The organism is Streptomyces sp. NPDC059852 (genome assembly GCF_042731455.1).
Lineage (GTDB): Bacteria > Actinomycetota > Actinomycetes > Streptomycetales > Streptomycetaceae > Streptomyces.
Genome location: NZ_JBHWJK010000001.1, coordinates 303,029 through 319,657, shown reverse-complemented (window position 1 = coordinate 319,657; position 16,629 = coordinate 303,029). Strand labels below are relative to the sequence as shown.

The window sequence follows — 16,629 nt, the reverse complement described above, 5'->3', positions numbered from 1 at the left end:
CGGGGGATCTCGCTGTGGAGCTAAGGAGAATTGAACTCCTGACCTCCTGCATGCCATGCAGGCGCTCTACCAACTGAGCTATAGCCCCTTGCTTCGTCCGCCCGGTCTCCCCGGCGGCGACGCCAACATTACCGGTCGAGAGGGTGGAGCACCAAATCCTTTACCCCTGCGCCCGGCATGTCCATCAATGTCGGATTTCATGACAGTTGAGGGACCCGCGGAAGCGTCACGCCGTGACGAAGGAATAGAAGCGCTTGAGCGTGCAGTGCTCCTCGAGCAGCCGCCCGTAGATCGGCTCGCCCTCGAGTTCCCGGTAGGTCTCGATGGGGTCGCCTTTTATGATCAGCGCCCGCGCGCATTCCTCGCACCAGTACTGGTAGTCGGGGTTCACCGGTTCCATGTCACGGACGATCGGCGTTCCGCTGCCGCACCAGTCGCACTTTCGCCTGTGTGCACCCATCGATCAGCTCCAGCTGTGGCCGCAGGCCGTGCACACGTAGGAGATTCCGCCGTTGTCCCCGAGAAGCTGGGCGACATGGGCGGAACCGCAGGAAGGGCAGCTGAGGCGAGTGATCGTGTCCCGTGCCAATGCCGTCTCGAAGAGGTGACCGACCTCTCCGAGGATGCTCGCAGGCATCACTGCTCCCTCCCGTCGGGACGCGCCCCCTTCCGGCCGTTTGATTCTGCCACGGCCGGGCCAATACGGTCAGCGACGCCTCAGTACCAGTCCGGACACGGCGGGCCCGTCGCCGTACGGGACCGCGCGTCCACCGCGCCTGGACGCCTCCTGGAGAGGTATACGCCTGCGGGGCCCGAGTCACTCAAGCAGGAGCGGAACAGTTCGCTCGGGACGTGTCCCGTGCGAACCGCCGCCGCGCCTGAGGAGGTTGGTCAGGACACCGTGCCGGATACCAAAGATCCCGCCGATCGGATCGATCGGCGGGATCTTGTTGTCTCGCTGTGGAGCTAAGGAGAATTGAACTCCTGACCTCCTGCATGCCATGCAGGCGCTCTACCAACTGAGCTATAGCCCCTTGTCGCTGTTCTTCCCGCTCAGCGGGGCGAACAAGAAGAACTTTAGCCTGCGACCTGCCGGAAAGTGAAATCCGGGTCCCGGGCCGCCCCGGCCGGGACCGTCGGCGTCAGTCGTCGTCGCCGAGCACCGGCTCCGGCAGGGTGCCGGCGTTGTGCTCCAGCAGCCGCCAGCCGCGGGCGCCCTCGCCGAGGACGGACCAGCAGCAGTTCGACAGGCCGCCCAGGCTCTCCCAGTGCTGCGGCTCCAGGCCCAGCAGACGGCCGATCGTCGTGCGGAGGGTGCCCCCGTGGCTGACCACGACCAGCGTGCCGTCCGCGGGGAGTTTCTCGGCGTGCCGCAGCACCACCGGGGCGGCGCGGTCGGCCACCTCGGTCTCGAGTTCTCCGCCGCCGCGGCGGACCGGCTCACCGCGCTTCCACGCGGCGTACTCCTCGCCGTACCGGGCGATGATCTCCTCGTGCGTCAGGCCCTGCCAGACGCCCGCGTAGGTCTCCCGCAGGGCCTCGTCGTGGGTCACCTCCAGGCCGGTGAGCTCCGCCAGCTCGGCGGCGGTCCGGGCGGCGCGCCGGAGGTCGGAGGCGATGATCGCGTCCGGCTTGAGGCCGGCGAGCAGCCGGGCGGCGCGGCGGGCCTGGGAGACGCCGACCTCGGTGAGGTCGACGTCCGTGGAGCCCTGGAAGCGGCGCTCCACGTTCCACGAGGTCTGGCCGTGCCGCCACAGGATGAGCCGGCGGCCCCGGCCGGGGCGGCCGGCGGTCACCTCACCGGTGGCGCTCACCGCCACTCACCGTCCAGCTCGGCGGCCTCCTCCGCGGCCTGGAGCTCGGCGTGCTCGGCGGCCTTGCCGCGGGTGGCCTTGGCGTCCTCGGGGAGGTCGAGCTCGGGGCAGTCCTTCCACAGCCGCTCCAGGGCGTAGAAGACGCGCTCCTCGCTGTGCTGGACGTGGACGACGATGTCGACGTAGTCCAGCAGGACCCAGCGGGCCTCGCGGTCGCCCTCACGGCGGACCGGCTTGGCGCCGAGCTCCTTGTTCAGCCGCTCCTCGATCTCGTCGACGATCGACTTGACCTGGCGGTCGTTGGGCGCGGAGGCGAGCAGGAAGGCGTCGGTGATCGACAGGACGTCGCTCACGTCGTAGGCGATGATGTCGTGCGCGAGCTTGTCGGCGGCGGCCTGCGCGGCGGTGCGGACGAGCTCGGTCGAACGGTCGGTAGCGGTCACTACAAGGCTTTCGGTCGGTGGGCACTTGTCTCCAAGGGTCTCACGGACCGGTGACAGCACCCCACGTGAATACGGGCGCACGTGGGGTGCCGGGTGCTCACGAGGACGGGTGGTAGTCCTGCCCGAGGACGACCGTCACGTCCGCGTTCGCCGACACGTCGCCCTTGGTGACCGCGCCCGCGGGCAGGCCCAGGGTCTTGGCGACCTCGGTGGCGTCGGCCTTGTCGGCGGCGTCGGCGTAGCGGACCTGGCTGGTCGACGCGGCGGACGCGGTGCCGCCCTCCAGGAAGGTGAAGCCGCCGTTGAGCAGCACCACGCGCGCCTTGGCGGAGTTGCCCTCGACGCCGCTGGCGTTGCGGACGGACACGCGGACGGCGGCGTCCTTGTCGGGGCTCTTCGCGGTGCCGCCCAGGACGTCCTTCACGACACTCGCGCTGGCCTCCTCGCTGAGCGTGCCGTCGTCCCGCACGGGCAGCAGGGCCGTCTTGTAGTCGCCGCCCTTGGCGAGGTCGGCGAGCCGGGCGAGGAACGCACCGAGGTCCTTCTCGGTCAGCGGCGGCTCGATGATCATGCCGAGGGTCCGCACGGTCGTGGTGGCGCCACCGGCGTCCGAGGTCAGCTTGCGCAGTACGGCCTGAAGGACCTGCCCGAACCGCTGCAGTTGCGCGTTCCGGGCCTCGCCGGAGCCCTGGTAGGTGGCGTAGGCGACGGCCGTCTTGCCGCTGAGGGTCTGCGCCTTGCCCTTGCGGACGAGGGGAGCGGCGCCCTTGGACTTGGCGGCAGGGTCGGGGACGTTCACGTCGGTGTCGACCTCGATGTTGCCGATCAGGTCGACGAGGTTCTGCAGATAGGGGGTGTCCAGCCGCCAGGTGCCCTGGATCTCGGTGCCGAGGACGGTGTCGATGGCGTCGCGGGTGCCGGAGGAGCCGTCGTCGTCGACGGACTTGGCCAGGGTGGTCGTGCTGCCGTCGTCGGAGCCGAGGGCGAGGGAGTTCGGCAGCAGGACGGTGGTGCCCTGCTTCGTGGTGGTGTTGTCGACGAGCAGGGCCGTGGAGGTGCCGCCCTTGGCGGTGTTGTGCAGATGGACGACGATCACGTCGCGCTTCTGCGCGCCGGCGGGCGTCGCGCTGTTCGTCTTCCCGTCCGAGCCGCCGAGGCCCGGGAGCTTCCCGGCGTACCAGAGGTAGCCGACGCCGCCGGCCGCGACGAGGGCGAGGACGACGACGAGCGCGATCACGCGCGCGCGTGCCCGCCGCCGGGCCTCCTCGCGCCGCTCGGTGCGGTTCTCGGTGAACTTCAGCCAGTCGATGACGTCCTCGGAGTCCTGGTCGGGCTCCTCGACGAACGCGAACTGCTCGGTGCGGTAGTCCCGGTCGGCGCGCTCCCCAGTGCCGGTGTCCTGCTCCTCGGCCGGGCCGGCCTGCTGCGGGATGTAGGCGGTCTGCTCGGCGACCCGGGGCCGGCGGCCGTCGGCGGCGGTCTGCCCGTAGGGGTCGTAGGGCGCCTGCGTGCCGGTGTCGTACGGGTCGTAGGCGGGGGCCGGGGCCTGCGGACCGGTGTCGCCGTAGGGGTCGTACGGCGGGGGCTGCTGCTGGGCGCCGGTCGCGTACGGGTCGTATCCGTAGCCTTGCTGAGCGTAGGGGTCGTAGTGCTGCTGGGGCTGCTGCTGCGCCGGGACCTGCCGGTAGACCGGCTGTCCGTACTCGTCGTAGCCGACCAGTTCGTACGGGACGTCCCCGTAGCCCGCGTCGTATCGGTCGTTCACCGTAGCCCCTCTCGGCTCACTCGCCTCACTCGCCGCGGTACAGCTCGCGCTTGTCGATGTAGCGCACGACACCGTCCGGCACCAGATACCAGATGGGGTCCTTCCTCGCGACTCTCGCACGGCAATCGGTGGACGAGATGGCCAGCGCGGGGACCTCGACCAGGGAGACGCCGCCCTCGGGCAGGCCGGCGTCGTCGAGCTGGTGGCCGGGGCGGGTGACTCCGACGAAGTGCGCGAGGGAGAACAGCTCCTCGGAGTCGCGCCAGGTCAGGATCTGGCCGAGGGCGTCGGCCCCGGTGATGAAGAAGAGGTCCGTCTCGGGGTTCAGCGCGCGCAGGTCGCGCAGCGTGTCCACGGTGTAGGTCGGGCCGCCCCGGTCGATGTCGATGCGGCTGACGGAGAACTGCGGGTTCTCCGCCGTGGCGATGACCGTCATCAGATAGCGGTCCTCGGCCGGGGAGACGTGCCGGTGACTCTTCTGCCACGGCTGGCCGGTCGGCACGAACACGACCTCGTCCAGGTGGAACTGCGCGGCGACCTCGCTGGCCGCGACGAGGTGGCCGTGGTGGATCGGGTCGAACGTCCCGCCCATGACGCCGAGACGGCGCTTGCCGGGGTTCGTCGGTCCGTTACCGGGGCCGGTAGGCATGTCCTGCTCTCCCATGCGTGCAGACCCTACCGGCCCCGCCTGAGAGCCCCGGCCGGCGGTCGCGCGGGCGGAGCCTGGAGGCCGGCCGGGATCAGCGGTCGCGGTTGAAGCGGGTGGTGACCCACAGCAGCAGGAGGAGGATGACGAAGGCGCCGCCGCCGGTGAGCAGCGGGCTGATGCTGTCGTGGTTGCCGCCGTGCTCCTCGCCCTCGGCGGCGAGGGTGACCAACTGGGCAGCTGCGCTGTGGAAGCTCATCTTCGGCGTGACCTATCGGTGTGGGCGGGATAAAGACGTCGGCTCATCGTATGCGGCCACCATGACGGCGATCACGCCGACTCCACCGTTGGTGGCGCTCCGGCCCGCCCGGGGAACCTTCCCCGCGGCTCAGTCGTCCTTCTGCCTGTAGCCCCGCAGCAGGAACCACGCGGTCAGCACACAGCCCACGACCATCACGATCAGCACGATCCGGAGCAGATTGCCCGAGCCCGGCTGCTCGGCCGCGCGTGCGGCCTCGGTGACCCAGGCGGCCGCGGTGATGTGCTCCATGACGCCGAACTCCTTCGCTGTAGTGCCGGTCCACGGTAACTCCGCCTAGGCTGGGCCCAGCCTCGGGGACGCAAAGGGCCGCACAAGGGTCCGCAAAGGGCCACACTCACGCACATGGGGGAAAAACATGTCCGACGGCCACGAGCACAGCGGGCGGGAGCAGGTGCCGAGCAGGCGGCGCACGCGCTTCCCGGGGATCTCCTCGCGGGCGTACGAGCACCCCGCGGACCGCTCCGCCCTGGTGGCCCTGCGCAAGCTCACCGGCTTCGACACGGTCTTCAAGGCGCTCAGCGGCCTGCTGCCCGAGCGCAGTCTGCGGCTGCTGTTCCTGTCGGACTCGGTCCGGGTCTCCGACGAGCAGTTCGCGCACCTGAACGACATGCTGCGGGACGCCTGCTACATCCTGGACCTGGAGAAGGTCCCCCCGATGTACGTCAACCAGGACCCGGTTCCCAACGCGATGTGCATCGGCCTGGACGAGCCGATCATCGTGGTCACGACCGGGCTGCTGGAGCTGCTCGACGAGGAGGAGATGCGGGCCGTCGTGGGCCATGAGGTGGGCCACGCGCTCTCCGGTCACTCGGTGTACCGCACGATCCTGCTGTTCCTGACCAGCCTCGCGGTCAGGGTCGCGTGGATCCCGCTGGGCAATCTGGCGATCATGGCGATCGTGACGGCGCTGCGGGAGTGGTTCCGCAAGTCGGAGCTGTCCGCGGACCGGGCGGGCCTGCTCGTCGGCCAGGACCTCCAGGCGTCGATGCGCGGCCTGATGAAGCTCGCGGGCGGCCACCATCTGCACGAGATGAACGTGGACGCCTTCCTGAAGCAGGCCGAGGAGTACGAGGCGGGCGGCGACCTGCGCGACTCGGTCCTGAAGATCCTGAACGTCCTCCCCCGTTCGCACCCCTTCACCACGGTCCGCGCGGCCGAGCTGAAGCGGTGGGCGGAGTCCCGCGACTTCCAGCGGATCATGGACGGCCACTACCCGCGCCGCTCCGAGGACAAGGACACGTCGGTGACCGACTCCTTCCGTGAGTCGGCGTCCCACTACGCCGACCATGTGAAGGCGTCCAAGGACCCGCTGATGAAGCTCGTCTCGGACATCGCCGGCGGCGCGGGCGACCTGGGCGGCCGGGTGCGCAGGGGCTTCGGCGGCTTCACGGGCTCCGGCTCGGCGCCGAAGGACGGGCCCGCGCGCGAGGACGGCGACGGCGCCGCGGGCGGCCCGGCCTGACGCCCTGAGGCGGACGGTTCACACCTTCGGCTGGGCGCCCGGCGCGAGCGAGCCGCACAGGGCCGGCGCCCCGCCCGTGGCGTACGGGTCGGTGCCGGCCGGTCCGCCCTCCTTGGCGGTCTGGCCGGCCAGCAGCGGGTGCAGCCGGTTCACGGAGTCCTCGGCGCAGGACAGCGGCCCGGCCTGGACGTAGGAGACGACCAGCTGGGCTTGGTGCAGCCGCAGGTCCTCGCGGTCGAACCGGAAGTGCAGCTCCCGCCGCAGGGTGAACAGCGACGCGTCGGCCTTCCGTCCGCCGGTGGCCTCGCGTACGGGGCGCAGGGCGTAGACGAAGGTGTGGTCGGCGGTGACCTCCAGCGTGGCGGCGTCGGTCTCGGCCGCCTGGAGGGTGCCCTGCACCCGGATGCCCCGGTCGGCGAGCTCCGTCCGGGAGGGGTCGAAGCGCACCAGCCAGCCGGTCGGCGCGTGCCGTCCGTCGGGGGCGGGGTGACTGAAGCTGCGGTCGAACTGGTCGAGCTGGTCGGGGTCGAGGAGCATCCGCACCGGGCGGGTCCGGTCGCCGGTCAGCACCTCGGGGTAGAGGGAGGACCGCACGATGTAGTCCTTGGCGATCGTCAGGGCGCCCGTGACCTGGCTGTCCGAGAAGTGCGCGGTGCGCCGGGCGGCGGGCAGCGGGATGCCCTCGGCGCCGACGCGGAACTGCGCGGCGGGGCTGCGCGCGTACAGCAGGTCGGTGTCGCCCGCTCCGGGCACCTCGCCACGGGGGGCGAGCGGGATGACGGTCATCCGCAGCGGCTCGGCGGGCGGCCCGGAGCCGTCGGGGGCCTGGTAGGGATGACGTACGCCCATGTAGATCGCGGTGCCGAAGGCGACGGCCATCAGCAGGACGAGGATCAGGGCCTGCCGGGACAGCCCTCTGCGCAGCGGCGGGAGGCGGCGGACGGCGGGGGCGTGATCGGTGATGCGCTCCTGGGCGGAGAACTCCTGGAGGCGGGCAGCCCGCACGAACGATTCGTCGAAGACGACGGACCGGTATTCGTCCTCGCCACCTCCGGGGCCGCCTTCGGGTGTCCCCTCAGGTGGGTCTCCTGACCCTCCCATATCTTCAGGGTAGGTCTCGCGGAGCCCGGGTAAACGCCCGTGCCCAGGACAACTTCTGACGGGTCCTCACCGGATTCGGCCGGTCGGCCGAAAGAGCGCGGTGCCCCTCCGTCAGGGCTCGGTGCCCCCTGCGTCAGGGTGTGGTGCCCCCTCCGTCACGGGGTGCGCGGGATCGCCGAGACGGTCGGCCGGGAGTAGTCCGCGGAGGCCGAGGGCACCGGCCCGCCGCCCTGCTCCAGTCCGGTGGTGGCCGGGACCGGCGCCTGGTCGCCGCTGCTGGAGGAGGCGCCCCGGTAGACGGCGGCGAAGGCCAGCGCGACCATGCCGACGCCCATCACGACGGCGAGGACCCAGGCGACCGGGCGATGCCAGCGGACCTGCTTGCCGAACGCCCCGGAGCCGCCGTAGCCGTCCTCGAAAAGGTGGCGGTCGTCCAGGTCGTCGAAGTCGGGGTCGCGGCCGAAGCCGGTGAGCTCGCCGTAGGCCTCGTCGAAGCGGTCGCCGCGGCCCAGGGCCCGGCGGGCCTCCGCCTCGGAGGCCTCGGCTCTCGCCTGCGCGGCGGCCAGGAGGCGCTCGACGGCGGTCGGCTCGTGCACCACGGCCGCCTGCACGAAGGCCTCGTCGAAGACCACGGAGGCGAACTCTTCGTCCGACACCCCGTGGTCGTGGTCGTCGTCGGGCTCCCAGCCGTCAGGGAACGGCGTGCCCCCCACGTCCTCCGGCACGGATCCAGAGTAGACCTGGGGGGTCATTTTGGGCAGACGGTATGGAAATTCATCCGCCTGCTGAGACGCCCTTCCCGTGGCACGGACGTGTGCGGGGGCGCGTGTCGGACGCATATGCCGGGGGCGTGCGCCGGGCGCCCCGAGGCTTCTCGCGGGCGCCCGGCGGCCGAATCGGAGAGGGCCCCGGATCAGCGCCGGATGTGCCCGTCACCTGTGACGATGTACTTCGTGCTGGTCAGCTCGGGCAGTCCCATCGGGCCGCGCGCGTGCAGCTTCTGGGTGGAGATGCCGATCTCCGCGCCGAAGCCGAACTGACCGCCGTCGGTGAACCGGGTGGAGGCGTTCACGGCGACCGTGGTGGAGTCCACCAGCTGGGTGAAGCGGCGGGCGGCCTGCTGCGAGGTGGTGACGATGGCCTCGGTGTGACCGGAGGTCCACAGACGGATGTGCTCGACCGCCCGCTCCAGCGAGTCCACGACCGCGGCGGCGATGTCGTACGAGAGGTACTCGGTCTCCCAGTCCTCGGCGGTCGCCTCGACGACGGTGGCCTTGGAGTCCTTGGCGTACGCCATCACCCTGTCGTCGGCGTGCACGGTCACGCCGGCCTCCGCGAGCGCGTCCAGGGCGCGCGGCAGGAACTCCGGCGCGATGTCCTGGTGGACGAGGAGGGTCTCGGCGGCGTTGCAGACGCTGACGCGCTGTGCCTTGGAGTTGATCAGGATGTCGACGGCCATGTCGAGGTCGGCGTGGGCGTCGACGTAGACGTGGCAGTTGCCGGTGCCGGTCTCGATCACCGGGACGGTGGACTCGGCGACGACCGTCTGGATCAGCGAGGCGCCGCCGCGCGGGATCAGCACGTCGACCAGGCCGCGGGCCCGCATCAGCTCGCGCACGCTCTCCCGGCTCTCGCCCGGCACCAGCTGCACGGCGTCGGCGGGCAGCCCGGCGCCGCCGACGGCGTCCCGGATCACCCGGACGAGCGCGGAGTTCGACTCGTACGCGGAGGCCGAGCCGCGCAGCAGCACGGCGTTGCCGGACTTCAGGCAGAGGGCGGCGGCGTCCACGGTGACGTTCGGGCGGGCCTCGTAGATGATGCCGACGACACCCAGCGGGACGCGGACCTGGCGCAGGTCGATGCCGTTGGGCAGGGTCGAGCCGCGGACGACCTCACCGACGGGGTCGGGCAGCGCGACGACGTCCCGCACGTCGGAGGCGATGGCCCGGACCCGCTCCGGGGTGAGGGTGAGCCGGTCGACGATCGCCTCGCTGGTGCCGGCCTCGCGGGCCTTGGCGATGTCCTTGGCGTTCGCCTCGACGATCTCGCTGGTGCGGACCTCCAGGGCGTCCGCGATGGCCAGCAGCGCGTCGTCCTTCTCGGCCCGCGGCAGGGGGGCCAGGTCGGCCGCGGCGGCCTTGGCGCGGTAGGCGGCCTGGGTGACCGGGGTCATGGCGTCGTACGGGGAGAGCGAGGTCATACAAGGAAGGGTAGTGCGCCCGCCGTATCGTTCCAGCGCGCATTCCGCACCGCGAGACGCGGGCCCGTGGGACGTACGGGGCGGTCAGAAGGGGTGGACGCCGACCGGCGTGGCCGGCAGCGGCCCGTACCCCTCCGCGATGCGCTGGTGGTAGGTCTCCCGGTCGATGACCTCGAGGCCCACGATCTCCCACGGCGGCAGGCCCGCGGTCTGGCGGTGCTCGCCCCACAGGCGCAGCGCCACGGCGGCCGCGTCGTGCAGGTCGCGGGCCTCCTCCCAGTAGCGGATCTCCGCGTGGTCGTTCGCGTACCGGCTGGTCAGCAGAAAGGGGTGGTCGTGGGCCAGCTGTTCGAGCGAGCGGCGGACGTCCTTCAGCGGCGCCTCCCTGCCGGAGACGCTGAGGGTGACGTGCCACAGGCGGGGCAGTTCCTCGGGCTGCTCGAACCGGTCGCCGGCCGCGACGCTCGTCAAGGCGCGCTCCTCGCCGGCCGCGCGGGACGAGCCCCCACCGGCACTGCGGGGCGCCGTCCCAGGGCGCACTCGTCTCACGACGGCCTCCTTCACGCAGTGACCGACCGGATGGTCGGCGGAATGTCTCCGTGAGACAAAGTTGAGCAGGCCGCAAGGGCTCGTGGGGCGGTTTTGCGGAACGTCCACCTCATGACGACGTTCACAACGGGGTGTTCCCCCTGTTTTCGGCTTTTCCCGCGTGCGCGGAGAGCCGGCAGGAGGCCCTTCTAGGACGTCAGCAGCACCAGGTCGTCGCGGTGGACGACCTCCCGCTCGTACTCCGCGCCCAGCTCCCGGGCCAGTTCGCGGGTCGAGCGGCCGAGGAGCTGGGGGATCTCCTTGGCGTCGAAGTTGACGAGACCGCGGGCGACCGCGCGCCCGGTGCCGTCGCGCAGTTCGACCGGGTCGCCCGCGCTGAACTCGCCCTCCACGGCGGCGATCCCGGCCGGCAGCAGCGACTTGCGGCGCTCGACGACCGCGCGGACCGCGCCGTCGTCCAGGGTCAGCGAGCCCTGCGGGGTGGAGGCGTGCTGGAGCCAGAGGAGACGGTCGGCGGAGCGCTTGCCGGTGGCGTGGAAGTACGTGCCGGTGTCGCCGCCGGAGAGCGCCTCGGCGGCGTGGACGGCGCTGGTGAGGACCACCGGGATGCCGGCGGCGGCGGCGATGCGGGCCGCCTCGACCTTGGTGACCATGCCGCCGGTGCCGACGCCGGCCTTGCCCGCGCTGCCGATCTCGACGTCGGCGAGGTCCTGCGGGCCGTGCACCTCCGCTATCCGCGAGGTCCCCGGCTTGCTGGGGTCGCCGTCGTACACGCCGTCCACGTCGGACAGGAGCACCAGCAGGTCGGCGTGGACGAGGTGGGCGACGAGGGCGGCGAGCCGGTCGTTGTCGCCGAAGCGGATCTCGTCCGTGGCGACGGTGTCGTTCTCGTTGACGATCGGGAAGGCGCCCATCGCCAGCAGCTTGTCGAGGGTGCGGGAGGCGTTGCGGTGGTGGGCGCGGCGGCTCATGTCGTCGCTGGTGAGCAGCACCTGCCCGACGCGGACGCCGTAGCGCGCGAACGAGGCGGTGTAGCGGGCGACGAGCAGGCCCTGGCCGACGCTGGCGGCGGCCTGCTGACGGGCGAGGTCCCGGGGGCGGCGGCGCAGCCCCAGCGGGGCGAGCCCGGCGGCGATGGCGCCGGAGGAGACGAGCACGATCTCCCGCTCCCCGCCGCTGCGGCTCTTGGCGAGGACGTCGACCAGCGCGTCCACCCGGTCGGCGTCCAGGCCGCCGGAGGCGGTGGTCAGCGACGACGAGCCCACCTTGACGACGATCCTGCGGGCCTCGTGCACGGCCTGCCTTGCCCCTGCCACCTCTGCTCTTTTCCCTCGTGTCCGCCGTTTCCCCTTCCGGCAATCTACGCGAAGGGGATCGTGCGGCGCGCGGGCATTCCAGCTCCCGGACAGGGCGGGCGGTAACCGCTTGCTCACGACACGCGTACGGTGAAAAGGTTGCGTCGGTTGCCTCTGGAAATCAAAGATGCGGCAAATCTAGGGTGACGTCGTGTCACACGCTCCCCAGGATCACCGCAGCACACAGCGACTTCTCCTCCGTTCGGGCAAGAGTCCCTACGACGTCGTCTCCGTCGAGGAGGCCCTCGAACAGGACGTCATCGCCACCAACTCCGGCAACCTGATCTTCAGCGACGCCACCCACAAGATTCTCGAGACCCCGCGCACGGAGGTCGTCTCCAACGGCATCCGTACCGACGTCTCGGCGGCGGGCCGGATCAACGAGGAGTTCGACGCCTTCGTCATCCCGCTGGCGAACGCGTTCCGGCCGTCGTTCGAGGCGCAGCTCAAACGGCTCACCCGGCTGATCGAGAAGCTGCGCATCCCGGTGATCGTGGTCGGCGTCGGCGCGCAGGCCGGACTCGGCTACAACGCGGCACGGCTGAAGGGCATCGAGCCCGCCGTACGCGCGTTCGTCTCCGCCGTGCTGGACCGCAGCGCCTCGATCGGCGTGCGCGGCGAGTTCACCGAGAAGTACCTCAACGACCTCGGCTTCCGGGACGTCGAGGTGATCGGCTGCCCGTCGCTGTTCCTGTACGGCAAGGAGCTCACGGTCACCAAGAAGGAGCCGGCCCTCGGCGCCGGCTCCCGGATCGCGGTCAACGGCTCGCACAGCGCCGTGAAGTCGCAGGGCCTGGACAAGGTGCTGAAGCAGGCGCACGCCCGCTATCCGCACCTGCGCTTCATCGGGCAGAACCTCAGCGACGCCCGGCAGCTGTACTGGCGCGATCTCTCCGACCCGAACGGCCTGGTCACGGCGATGCCGACGCATCCCGAGCACCCGATGTACCGGGAGGACAAGGTCCGCGTCTACATCGACCCGGTGACCTGGATCGACGACCTGCGCGGCTTCGACTTCTCCTTCGGCTCCCGCATCCACGGCAACATCGCCGCGCTGCTCGCCGGCACCCCGGCGACCGTGCTGTGCGGTGACTCACGGACGCTGGAGCTGTGCCGGTACTTCGGCATCCCGCACCGCCGGATCGACAAGCTGCCCGAGGACCTGGACCCGGCGTCGCTGTACGAGGAGGCCGACTTCGGCCCGCTGATGAGCGGGCACCAGGAGCGCTTCGAGCGGTTCACGGCGTTCCTGGACCGCAACGGCCTGGAGAACACGTTCACGCACGGGGACGGCGGCGCCGCCTTCGACGAGCGGATGCGGTCGCTGACCTTCCCGGCGGGCATCCGCCCCTGGAACGAGTTCGACCTCGCCTCGATGGCCGGCCGGTTCGCCTTCCTGCAGCGCCGGGTCGGCGAACTCGCCAAGGACAACGAGCGGTTGCGGCGCGACCTGGCCCGGACCACGCCCGCCGGGGGCGCGCTCCCCAAGTCGGTCTACCGGCGGGCGCGGCGGGTGGTGGGCGCCCCCATCCGCCGGGCGCTGCAGTCCGGGCGGTAGGCACCCCGCAGCACCGCGGTCACTCCAGGCACCCGGCGACCCGAGCGTGTCGTCCTTGGGCCACCGAGCGTTGAACCGGACGCACGACGTCCCGCGCCGACCTTGGAGTGACCGCGTTGCCCGCACCCCTGTCCCGCATCCCGGCGGGAGCACTCGTCTCGGCCCTGCTGGCCGCCGCCTTCTGCGTCCAGGCCGGCGCGGCGCTGCGCCCCCACGTCCCGCTGCTGCTCGCCGCGACGGCGGTGTCCCTGGCCGTCGAGGGCGTGCTGCTGCGCTGGCAGCGCGTCGTGCTGACGGCGTTCGCCAAGTCGCACGCGGACATCACCGTGCGGCATGTGCTGCGGGACCTGCTGCTCGTCGTGGCCCTGCTGCGGCTCGGCGAGCAGCAGGAGCCGCTGTACACCCCGCTCGTCGGGGGTCTGCTCGCCTTCTACGCCCTGCACTGCGCGATCCAGGCCGCCTCGGTGCTGGTCCGCCGTACACGCACGCTACCGGTCGTCACCCGCAACATCGACGCCTCCGCGCTGCGGCTGTCCCCCGCGCCGCCGCTGCTGCTGCGCCGCCCCGGCCCCCGTCTGCTGCTGTTCGGGCTGCCGGCCACCCTGGGTCTGCTCGTCACGGCGGCCACCGGCGACCCCCGGTGCGCGGCCCTCGGTGTGGCCCTGTCCCTGGGGCTGGCCGTCCTGGGCCTGGCCGATCTGCTGCTGCGGCTGCTGCCGGGCCGCCGCCCGGTCGGTGAGCGGGCGGCGCTGGAGTGGCTGGACGCCTGGCTGGCGGAGTACCGGCCGACGGCCGGGCTGTACTTCTCCGGCGGCGCGTCCTCGGCGTACCAGGCGAACATGTGGCTGGAGCCGCTCGCGAAGCTGGAGGGCCGGCCCCTGATCGTGCTGCGCGAGCGGTTCATGGTGCAGAAGATCGCGCCGACCGACGTGCCGATCCTGTGCCTGCCGAAGGTGTCCACGCTGATGCGCCTGGAGGAGTCGTCCCTCCAGGTCCTCATCCACCCCTCGAACTCCGGGAAGACCTCGCAGGTCTTGCGCATCCCCACGCTGAAGCACACCTTCGTCAACCATGGGGAGAGCGACAAGCTGTCGTCGTGCAACCCGTACGCGAAGGCGTACGACGAGGTGTGGGTGGCGGGTCCCGCGGCGCGGGAGCGGTACGCGTACGCCGAGGTCGGCGTCGAGGACAAGGACGTCGTGGAGATCGGCCGCCCCCAGCTGGACGGCGTCCTGCCGTACCAGGGTCCGCCCACCGGTCCCTGGACGACGGTCCTGTACGCGCCGACCTGGGAGGGCTGGGACGGCAACCCGGGCAACACCTCGGTGATCGAGGCCGGCGAGAACGTGGTGAGGGCACTGCTCGCCGACCCCGGGGTGCGGGTGCTGTACAAGCCGCATCCGCTGACCGGTTCGGTGGACCCGCGGGCCGGGGCGGCCGACCAGCGCATCCGCGAGCTGATCCGGGCGGCGAACCGGGAGCGGTCCGTGCCGCGCCCCCGCGACACCGGTGAACTCGCCGCGCTGACCCGGGAGCTGGACCGGCTGACGACGCTCGCCGGGCGACCCGGCGCCGACCAGGTCGAGCGGATGCTCGTGCAGTCGGCGCCGGAGCCCGGGCGGGCGGAGGCGGTGACGCGGGCGACGGCCGCCTGGGAGGAGGCGTACTGGGCGTCGCTGCCCGAGGGCGAGCACCAGATCGTCGTCGACGTCCGGCCCACCCTGTACTCCTGCTTCAACCAGGCGGACCTGCTGATCAGCGATGTGTCGAGTGTGATCAGCGAGTTCCTGGTGAGCGGGAAGCCGTACGCGGTGGCCAACACCAGCGGTCTGACGGAGGACGTGTTCCGCAAGACGTTCCCGACCGTCCGGGCGGCGACGGTCCTGACCCCGGACGCGGCCGGGGTGCCCGCACTGCTCGACGCGGTGCGGCATCCCGAGAGGGACGAACTGGTGCAGGAACGCGCCGAGTTGAAGCAATACCTGCTGGGGCCGGACGAGCCGGCGTCGCAGGAGCGCTTCAACCGGGCGGTCCAGGCGCTGTGTTCGGCGGCCCTGGCACACCGGGCGCGGATGGCGGAGCGGATGGCGGCGGAGGTCCCCACCGAGATCCCCGACCAGCGGCGGTCCGCTACACCGCCGCAGCGCGCCCACCCGTAGCGGCGGCGGATCTCAGCATCCGCCGCGCCTTGCGCGCCGCCCTCCTGAGCAGCGAGCCCGCGCCACCCTCCCGGTAGCCGGGGTAGGCGCGGGCCTCGCGCGGTTCCGCGAGGTACACGGAGTCCGGGACGCCGGCCGCGGCGTCGCGGAAGTGCGGGTAGGCGAGGTAGAGACGGCGTCCGCCGCGCTCCAGGAGGACCGCCGGCTGCTTCTTGTCCTTGAGGAACCGGGCCACCGACACCAGGAGTTCGGGCCGCTGTTCGGCCACGAGGTGCAGCCGCAGCCGCTCCTCGACCTTGAGCCGGCGGGCGACGCCGGGGGTCCAGTAGGCGTCCATGAGGGGCTTCGCCAGTTCGAGTTTGCGCCGGCGGACCTTCTCACTGTCCTTGGCGAACCGGGGCCCGAACTGCGGGAGCAGGGTGACCACCAGGGGGCGGGTCATGAGCAGGTCGCGGCGCTCGCCCGCCGGCAGGTGCTCGGCTATCAGGTGCATCAGGGCACGTGCGGAGTCGAAGCGCAGCTCGTAGCCGCCGCTCTTCGTCACATGCTTGCCGTCGTCGCGGCCCACCAGGTAGTAGCAGGTGTAGTCGGCGATCACGGAGACCCCGTCCGCCCGCAGGTACGCCTCCATGGTGAAGAGCGCGTCCTCGCCGGTCCACAGCGACTCGTCGAAGCGCATGCCGTGCCGGGTCAGCAGCTCACGGCGGAACAGCTTCTGGGCGCTCAGCGTGTAGCGGATGTTGGACGAGAAGACGTCGGTACGGTCCAGCGTCCGGCCCCACATCGACTTGGGCGCACCGCGGTTGACGCCCTCGATCCGGCCGAGCACCACATCGGTGCCGTTGCGGTCGGCCATCGCGACCATGCGTTCCAGCGCCTCGGGACCGAGCCGGTCGTCGGCGTCCAGGAAGAACACATAGCGTCCCGTGGCCTTCCCCAGGCCGACGTTGCGCGGGCCGCTCGGGCCTCCCGAGTTCTCCTGCCTGATCACGGTCACCGGCATGGCCGCCCGGGCCGCGAACTCCTCCAGGTACTCCCCCGTGCCGTCCGTGGAACCGTCGTCGACGGTGATGACCTCGATGCGCTCCGGGTCGATGGTCTGTGCCTCGACCGACGCGAGGCACTCGACCAGATACGGCATCGCTTCGTACGCCCCGATGATCACTGACACATCAGGCTGCGTCACGTTTCCCCCTCGTCAATGGCATATTTCCCCCGTATCGCCTCATTCGCTACCTACTAGACGGCCGGCCGT

16 protein-coding genes and 2 tRNA genes are annotated in these 16,629 nt (G+C 71.4%); 3 read left to right on the top strand and 15 right to left on the bottom strand.

Going from position 1 to position 16,629, the window contains the following annotated elements; all coding sequences use genetic code 11:
* Positions 1-15: 15 nt before the first annotated feature.
* The 9 genes from ACFV46_RS01435 to ACFV46_RS01395 all read right to left on the bottom strand — a co-directional run bounded on the left by ACFV46_RS01435 (position 16) and on the right by ACFV46_RS01395 (position 5,218).
* Positions 16-88, bottom strand: a tRNA-Ala gene (locus tag ACFV46_RS01435).
* A gap of 138 nt (positions 89-226) precedes the next feature.
* Positions 227-460: a hypothetical protein gene (locus ACFV46_RS01430; protein ID WP_003976229.1), complete on the bottom strand. Its 234-nt coding sequence runs from the start codon at positions 458-460 to the stop codon at positions 227-229.
* Between the two features lie 501 nt (positions 461-961).
* Positions 962-1,034: transfer RNA gene (locus ACFV46_RS01425), tRNA-Ala, on the bottom strand.
* Between the two features lie 108 nt (positions 1,035-1,142).
* The gene (locus ACFV46_RS01420) at positions 1,143-1,814 is read right to left on the bottom strand and encodes a histidine phosphatase family protein (protein WP_151783962.1); all 672 of its coding nucleotides are present in this window, start codon (positions 1,812-1,814) and stop codon (positions 1,143-1,145) included.
* Positions 1,811-2,257: a ribosome silencing factor gene (rsfS, locus tag ACFV46_RS01415; RefSeq protein ID WP_361923889.1), complete on the bottom strand. Its 447-nt coding sequence runs from the start codon at positions 2,255-2,257 to the stop codon at positions 1,811-1,813. The genes ACFV46_RS01420 and rsfS overlap by 4 nt, the downstream gene beginning before the upstream one ends.
* 97 nt (positions 2,258-2,354) lie before the next feature.
* Entirely contained in the window at positions 2,355-4,022 is a 1,668-nt protein-coding gene (locus ACFV46_RS01410; RefSeq protein WP_385496673.1) for an LCP family protein, read from the bottom strand.
* A 25-nt stretch (positions 4,023-4,047) separates the two neighbouring features.
* Positions 4,048-4,686 (bottom strand): nicotinate-nucleotide adenylyltransferase, encoded by a 639-nt coding sequence (gene nadD, locus ACFV46_RS01405; protein WP_376726585.1) that lies wholly within the window; start codon positions 4,684-4,686, stop codon positions 4,048-4,050.
* Positions 4,687-4,762: 76 nt separating this feature from the next.
* Entirely contained in the window at positions 4,763-4,927 is a 165-nt protein-coding gene (locus ACFV46_RS01400) for a hypothetical protein (RefSeq protein ID WP_361923892.1), read from the bottom strand.
* A gap of 129 nt (positions 4,928-5,056) precedes the next feature.
* The gene (locus tag ACFV46_RS01395; protein WP_361923894.1) at positions 5,057-5,218 is read right to left on the bottom strand and encodes a hypothetical protein; all 162 of its coding nucleotides are present in this window, start codon (positions 5,216-5,218) and stop codon (positions 5,057-5,059) included.
* Positions 5,219-5,345: 127 nt separating this feature from the next.
* Here ACFV46_RS01395 and ACFV46_RS01390 point away from each other — a divergent pair, with 127 nt between their 5' ends.
* Positions 5,346-6,452: a M48 family metallopeptidase gene (locus ACFV46_RS01390; RefSeq protein WP_385496671.1), complete on the top strand. Its 1,107-nt coding sequence runs from the start codon at positions 5,346-5,348 to the stop codon at positions 6,450-6,452.
* A gap of 18 nt (positions 6,453-6,470) precedes the next feature.
* On the opposite strand, the gene ACFV46_RS01385 is transcribed toward ACFV46_RS01390, so the two are convergent.
* The 5 genes from ACFV46_RS01385 to proB form a co-directional block, all read right to left on the bottom strand.
* Positions 6,471-7,553: a hypothetical protein gene (locus ACFV46_RS01385; protein ID WP_385496670.1), complete on the bottom strand. Its 1,083-nt coding sequence runs from the start codon at positions 7,551-7,553 to the stop codon at positions 6,471-6,473.
* 155 nt (positions 7,554-7,708) lie between these two features.
* Complete coding sequence (locus tag ACFV46_RS01380; protein WP_361923899.1) at positions 7,709-8,305, bottom strand: hypothetical protein; 597 nt, start codon at positions 8,303-8,305, stop codon at positions 7,709-7,711.
* Between the two features lie 161 nt (positions 8,306-8,466).
* Positions 8,467-9,753, bottom strand: a complete 1,287-nt coding sequence (locus ACFV46_RS01375; RefSeq protein WP_151783966.1) for a glutamate-5-semialdehyde dehydrogenase — start codon at positions 9,751-9,753, stop codon at positions 8,467-8,469.
* Positions 9,754-9,837: 84 nt separating this feature from the next.
* Complete coding sequence (locus ACFV46_RS01370; RefSeq protein ID WP_361924281.1) at positions 9,838-10,293, bottom strand: hypothetical protein; 456 nt, start codon at positions 10,291-10,293, stop codon at positions 9,838-9,840.
* A gap of 197 nt (positions 10,294-10,490) precedes the next feature.
* Positions 10,491-11,618, bottom strand: a complete 1,128-nt coding sequence (gene proB / locus ACFV46_RS01365; protein ID WP_383655947.1) for a glutamate 5-kinase — start codon at positions 11,616-11,618, stop codon at positions 10,491-10,493.
* Between the two features lie 190 nt (positions 11,619-11,808).
* On the opposite strand from proB, the gene ACFV46_RS01360 reads away from it, so the two are divergent.
* Together ACFV46_RS01360 and ACFV46_RS01355 are read left to right on the top strand one after the other, a co-directional pair.
* A complete protein-coding gene (locus ACFV46_RS01360) occupies positions 11,809-13,215 on the top strand; it encodes a polysaccharide pyruvyl transferase family protein (RefSeq protein ID WP_385496668.1) in 1,407 nt (468 codons plus the stop codon).
* 116 nt (positions 13,216-13,331) lie between these two features.
* Positions 13,332-15,374, top strand: a complete 2,043-nt coding sequence (locus ACFV46_RS01355) for a hypothetical protein (RefSeq protein WP_385496667.1) — start codon at positions 13,332-13,334, stop codon at positions 15,372-15,374.
* Here the strand turns inward: ACFV46_RS01355 and ACFV46_RS01350 are convergent.
* Positions 15,346-16,515, bottom strand: coding sequence for a glycosyltransferase family 2 protein (locus tag ACFV46_RS01350; RefSeq protein ID WP_385496759.1), 1,170 nt, complete (start codon positions 16,513-16,515; stop codon positions 15,346-15,348). The genes ACFV46_RS01355 and ACFV46_RS01350 overlap by 29 nt on opposite strands.
* Positions 16,516-16,629 lie beyond the last annotated feature (114 nt).